The sequence below is a fragment of the Pseudomonas sp. CJQ_9 genome (assembly GCF_043106615.1).
Lineage (GTDB): Bacteria > Pseudomonadota > Gammaproteobacteria > Pseudomonadales > Pseudomonadaceae > Aquipseudomonas > Aquipseudomonas juntendi.
In genome coordinates this window covers 1-4,578 of the sequence record NZ_JBICMS010000070.1, presented here as the reverse complement: position 1 = coordinate 4,578, position 4,578 = coordinate 1, and the positions used below count along the sequence as shown (strand labels likewise).

At 61.0% G+C, this 4,578-nt stretch carries 6 protein-coding genes; 2 read left to right on the top strand and 4 right to left on the bottom strand.

The genetic code is table 11. From position 1 onward, the window contains the following. Nucleotides 1-94 precede the first annotated feature (94 nt). The 4 genes from ACF8SD_RS13050 to flgA all read right to left on the bottom strand — a co-directional run bounded on the left by ACF8SD_RS13050 (nt 95) and on the right by flgA (nt 2,665). A complete protein-coding gene (locus tag ACF8SD_RS13050) occupies nt 95-838 on the bottom strand; it encodes a flagellar brake protein (protein WP_392484540.1) in 744 nt (247 codons plus the stop codon). Nucleotides 839-917: 79 nt separating this feature from the next. Next, complete coding sequence (locus ACF8SD_RS13045) at nt 918-1,385, bottom strand: flagella synthesis protein FlgN (RefSeq protein WP_009684252.1); 468 nt, start codon at nt 1,383-1,385, stop codon at nt 918-920. Between the two features lie 49 nt (nt 1,386-1,434). Beyond that, entirely contained in the window at nt 1,435-1,749 is a 315-nt protein-coding gene (gene flgM, locus ACF8SD_RS13040; protein WP_392484539.1) for a flagellar biosynthesis anti-sigma factor FlgM, read from the bottom strand. Nucleotides 1,750-1,912: 163 nt separating this feature from the next. Beyond that, nucleotides 1,913-2,665: a flagellar basal body P-ring formation chaperone FlgA gene (flgA, locus tag ACF8SD_RS13035; RefSeq protein ID WP_392484538.1), complete on the bottom strand. Its 753-nt coding sequence runs from the start codon at nt 2,663-2,665 to the stop codon at nt 1,913-1,915. Between the two features lie 77 nt (nt 2,666-2,742). On the opposite strand from flgA, the gene ACF8SD_RS13030 reads away from it, so the two are divergent. Both ACF8SD_RS13030 and cheR read left to right on the top strand, forming a co-directional pair. Next, complete coding sequence (locus ACF8SD_RS13030; RefSeq protein WP_392484537.1) at nt 2,743-3,672, top strand: chemotaxis protein CheV; 930 nt, start codon at nt 2,743-2,745, stop codon at nt 3,670-3,672. A 49-nt stretch (nt 3,673-3,721) separates the two neighbouring features. Further along, a complete protein-coding gene (gene cheR / locus ACF8SD_RS13025) occupies nt 3,722-4,549 on the top strand; it encodes a protein-glutamate O-methyltransferase CheR (RefSeq protein ID WP_009684248.1) in 828 nt (275 codons plus the stop codon). The last annotated feature ends 29 nt before the right edge of the window (nt 4,550-4,578 follow it).

Genomic DNA, 4,578 nt, shown 5'->3' with positions numbered 1-4,578 from the left:
GGAGCGGGCAAGCCCGCGAAGAGGCCAACACAGGAGAAGCACAAACGCAAACGCCACCTCGGAAGGTGGCGTTTCGGCTTCTACCAGCCAACGATCAATAGTCGTCTTTGTCGAACCGCCGCGCCTCACGCTGCAGCTGGTACACAAAGCTCTCGACCTTGCGCTGCGCCGGGCCGCTGAGGTTGTGGAAGCGTACGCCGGCAAAGGTGGTGTTGATGCGCTCTTCGTAATGCAGGTGGCGCAGCTCGACCATGGTGTCGACCAGGCCCAGCGGGTTGCCTGCCTTGAAACGCTCATATACCTGGCCCAGTTGCAGGCGGCTTTCGACATCGCCCTCGAAGCGCAGTTTGCAGCCGGTGGCGGAGATGTCCAGCAGCTTGCCGCGCAGGGCACCGTTGCCTTTGAGGTGGGTACCGTCAAGGATCACGTCGACCAATTGCGACAGCTTCAGCGCGGCGCGGAAGGCGTTGCGGCGCTGGTGGTAGGTCATCTCGAGTGGCAAGGGGCCGCTGTAGCAGCGGTGGCCGTTGACTTCGCTGATCTTCAGGGCGTGGTTGCATTCCCAGGCAATACGCACGCCGTCGTGGAAGCCTTCGACACGGAAGTGTTCACCGTTCTCGATGAACTTCTCGCCGTCACGGGGGATCATTTCGTCCAGCGCCAGGGTGTTGCTTTCACGGTCCACGTGCACCACGTAGCTCTGGAAGCGGTGGCTGCGGTCTTGGAAGGTGATAATCAGCGGGTCGTGGCTTTCTTGCAGTTGCCGCAAGTTGGCCGCAATCTCCAAAGGGGTGCTCAGCACCTTTGGCGGTTGCGGGGCATCGGATTCATTGAACACGGCTTATCGTTCTCCAGGCAAAAGCGACTCACGCAAGTAACGGCATTTTGCCAGTATGTTCCGTGCCTTGATAGAAAAATCAGACTTGGCTGAGGGCGCGTGGCTTGCTCAGCAGCGAAGTGCCGCCACGGCTGTCGTACAGCGACGGCGAGTCACCGCCGTGAAGGATGCGGATCTGGTTGCTGGTGACGTGCTGCTGTACCTGGATGATCCGGCCATTGGTCTGGTTGACCTGTTGGCACTCATCCATCAGCTGCGCCAGCATATCGAGCCGTTGCAACAGCACATCACCGTGCGGCGACTGCGCGGCCATGGCCTGCACGCCGCTGCGGTCGGCACTGAGACCCAGGCTGGCAAGCAACTGGCTGCGGCGCTGGCCATGCTGTTCGAGCAAGATGATCAGCGACTGCTTGCGCGCCAGGATCTGCTCCAGCAGCGGCATGTCGCGGCCGTGCAGGGCGATCGCTTCCTTGTGCAGAAGGTCGAGCAGTTCCTGCATCGGGGCAATGTCATCTTCGATCAGTTGCAGCAAAGTGGTGTCATGCATGGCTAACTCTTGGCTTTTCTAGCGTCCGTGAAGTCAGCGCGCCGCTCGGTCAGCGCTGGGCTTCGAAATCAAGCAGTTTGCTGGCGACCCGGCCGGCATCGACCTGGTAGCTGCCGTCGGCGATAGCCTGTTTCAACTGGGCCACACGGGCGCTGTTGACCACCGGTTCGTCGCGCAGCTTGTCGCTTATTTTTTGCAACTGCTGGGCCTCTTGGCTGAGGTGTACCGCTTCTCCGCTGGCGCCGGTGTCTTTCACCGCTTCCTGGCTGGCTGCCGGCTTTTCGGCGCTGCCGCTGGCGGTGTTACCGCGCACGCCGCCCGTGCCGGACGGAGAGTTATTCAAACGACTGAAGTCGATGACCATGATCAGAAACCTCTGGGTATTTGGACGCTTGCCTTGTTTTCGGCCAACCCGATAGAAACTTTAGGCACAAATGCGTTGCCGCCTGTCAGCAAGCTCGCCACCCGTGTTCTGACACAGTTTAGGAAATGCGGTTCCGCACCGCCAGCGCCTTCTGGCCATTGGCCTACATGCTTACCTCGACCTGGCCCGGGCCGGTGACCCTGGCCTTGACCACCCGTTTTGAATTGAGGTTGCGTACCCTTATCTGCTCGCTGAGGCCGCCCTTGCTCAGGGCCTCGCCTGGCATGCGCACGCTCAGGCTGCCGCTGCGCGCCACGATGACCACCTGATCACCCTTGCGCACCACCTCGGCCTGCTCCAGGTGCTGCGGGGTCAGCACCTGGTCGAGCACGGTGGGGCGCAGCATCTTCATGCCCACGGCTTGGTCCAGCTCGCTAAGAAAGCCTTGGCCCAGGGTGCCGACATCCCGTTCGCGCAGGGCCACGTCGCCTTCCCCGACGACGTTGTCACGCTTGAGCGGGCGGGTTACCACCACCACCTCGCGGAAAAGCCGCACCGTGGCGGGAACGAATACTGTCCACGGCGCGGCGCCGTTGCAGCGCACTCGCACGGTGACCCGGCCCAGTGGCTGCGCGGGGCTTTCCAGCGAGGCATCCAGTTGCTGGCTGCACAACGGCATGCGCAGGCGCGGGTCCAGCGAGCTGACCTCGATTTCATAGCGGCCGGCGGTCTGGGTACTGGCCAGATAATCTTCGACGGTAAATTCAAGAAACCCTTGGGTGACACCGATAAGCTGTTCAGGCAAGGTGAACGCGTCCGCTACCGTGCGAACGCCGGGCATCAGCAGGCACAGCGTGGCCAGCGAGCCAGTCAGCAGGCGCGTCAATCGTCGGAAAAATGTCGTTTTCGTGTACATGACGCTCAAAAAAGCAAAGCCCGTGCCGACTCGCTGTTTGAGTTGCAACGTTAGGCTGAAATGTTAAGGAGTCTGGCATGGCGGGTGTTATGGATTCGGTCAACCAGCGCACGCAGCTGGTGGGGCAGAATCGCCTGGAGTTGCTGCTGTTCCGCCTCAATGGCGAACAGCTTTACGGCATCAACGTATTCAAGGTCAGGGAAGTGCTGCAATGCCCTGCGCTGACCCTGCTGCCCAAGGCACACCCGGTGGTGCGCGGGGTGGCCAACATTCGCGGGGCGACCATCCCGATTCTCGACTTGTCGATGGCGACCGGGCTGCGACCGCTGCAGGAAGACACGCGCAAGAGTTTCGTGATCATCACCGAGTACAACACCAAGACCCAGGGCTTTCTGGTGCATTCGGTCGAACGCATCGTCAACATGAACTGGGAAGAGATCCATCCACCACCCAAGGGTACCGGCCGGGATCACTACCTGACCGCCGTCACCCGGGTGGATAACCGCATGGTCGAGATCATCGACGTGGAGAAAGTGCTGGCCGAGGTGGCGCCGTCTTCCGAATCGGTATCGGCCGGGGTGGTCGATGCCGAGGTGCAGGACAAGGCCGTGCTGCTGCGCGTGCTGACCGTCGACGATTCGTCGGTGGCACGCAAGCAGGTCAGCCGCTGCCTGCAGACCGTCGGGGTGGAAGTGGTGGCGCTCAATGACGGCCGCCAGGCCTTGAACTACCTGCGTCAGCTGGTGGATGAGGGCAAGAAGCCGGAAGAAGAGTTCCTGATGATGATTTCCGACATTGAAATGCCGGAAATGGACGGCTATACGCTTACCGCGGAAATTCGCAGTGATCCGCGCATGCAAAAACTGCACATCTGCCTGCATACTTCGCTTTCCGGGGTGTTCAACCAGGCGATGGTCAAGAAGGTCGGGGCTGATGACTTCCTGGCCAAGTTCAAACCGGACGACCTGGCCCAGCGGGTGGTCGACCGGATCAAGGCAGCGCATTGAAGCAGCCGGGGCAAGCCCTGGCACCAGTGATTGAAAAGAGGCGGCAGTAGTGTCTACGGGTAATTTGGATTTCGAACAGTTCCGGGTCTTCCTGGAGAAAGCCTGTGGCATCCTGCTGGGGGAAAATAAGCAGTACCTGGTTTCCAGCCGTCTCAACAAGCTGATGGAGCAACAGGGCATCAAGAGTCTGGGTGAGCTGGTGCAGCGCATCCAGACCCAGCCGCGCGGCGGGCTGCGCGAGCAGGTGGTCGATGCCATGACCACCAACGAGACCCTGTGGTTTCGCGACACCTATCCGTTCGAAGTGCTGAAGAACAAGGTCATCCCCGAGTTCATTCGCAACAACCCTGGGCAGCGGCTGCGCATGTGGTCCGCTGCCTGCTCGTCGGGCCAAGAGCCGTATTCCATTTCGATGGCCATCGACGAGTTCGAGCGCAGCAACCTCGGCCAGCTGAAGATGGGCGCGCAGATCGTGGCTACCGACCTCTCCGGTACCATGCTGACCAACTGCAAGACCGGTGAGTACGATAGCCTGGCGATTGCCCGCGGTTTGTCCCAGGAGCGCCTGCAGCGTTATTTCGACCCCAAGGGGCCTGGGCGCTGGGCGGTCAAGCCGGCGATTCGCAGCCGCGTCGAGTTTCGTGCCTTCAACCTGCTCGACAGCTATGCCAGCCTGGGCAAGTTCGACATCGTGTTCTGCCGCAACGTGTTGATCTATTTCTCGGCGCAGGTGAAGCGCGACATCCTGCTGCGTATTCACAGCACACTGAAGCCGGGTGGCTACTTGTTCCTCGGCGCCTCGGAGGCGTTGAACGGGTTGCCGGACCATTACCAGATGGTGCAGTGCAGCCCGGGGATCATCTACCAGGCCAAGTAAGCACAAGGCCGGCGGCGAAAGTTGCCGGC

What these genes read in the sequence shown, in the direction of transcription:
- ACF8SD_RS13045 (WP_009684252.1), bottom strand. Translation starts at nt 1,385, where the DNA reads ATGCATGACACCACTTTGCTGCAACTGATCGAAGATGACATTGCCCCG.
- flgM (WP_392484539.1), bottom strand. Translation starts at nt 1,749, where the DNA reads ATGGTCATCGACTTCAGTCGTTTGAATAACTCTCCGTCCGGCACGGGC.
- flgA (WP_392484538.1), bottom strand. Translation starts at nt 2,665, where the DNA reads ATGTACACGAAAACGACATTTTTCCGACGATTGACGCGCCTGCTGACT.
- ACF8SD_RS13030 (WP_392484537.1), top strand. Translation starts at nt 2,743, where the DNA reads ATGGCGGGTGTTATGGATTCGGTCAACCAGCGCACGCAGCTGGTGGGG.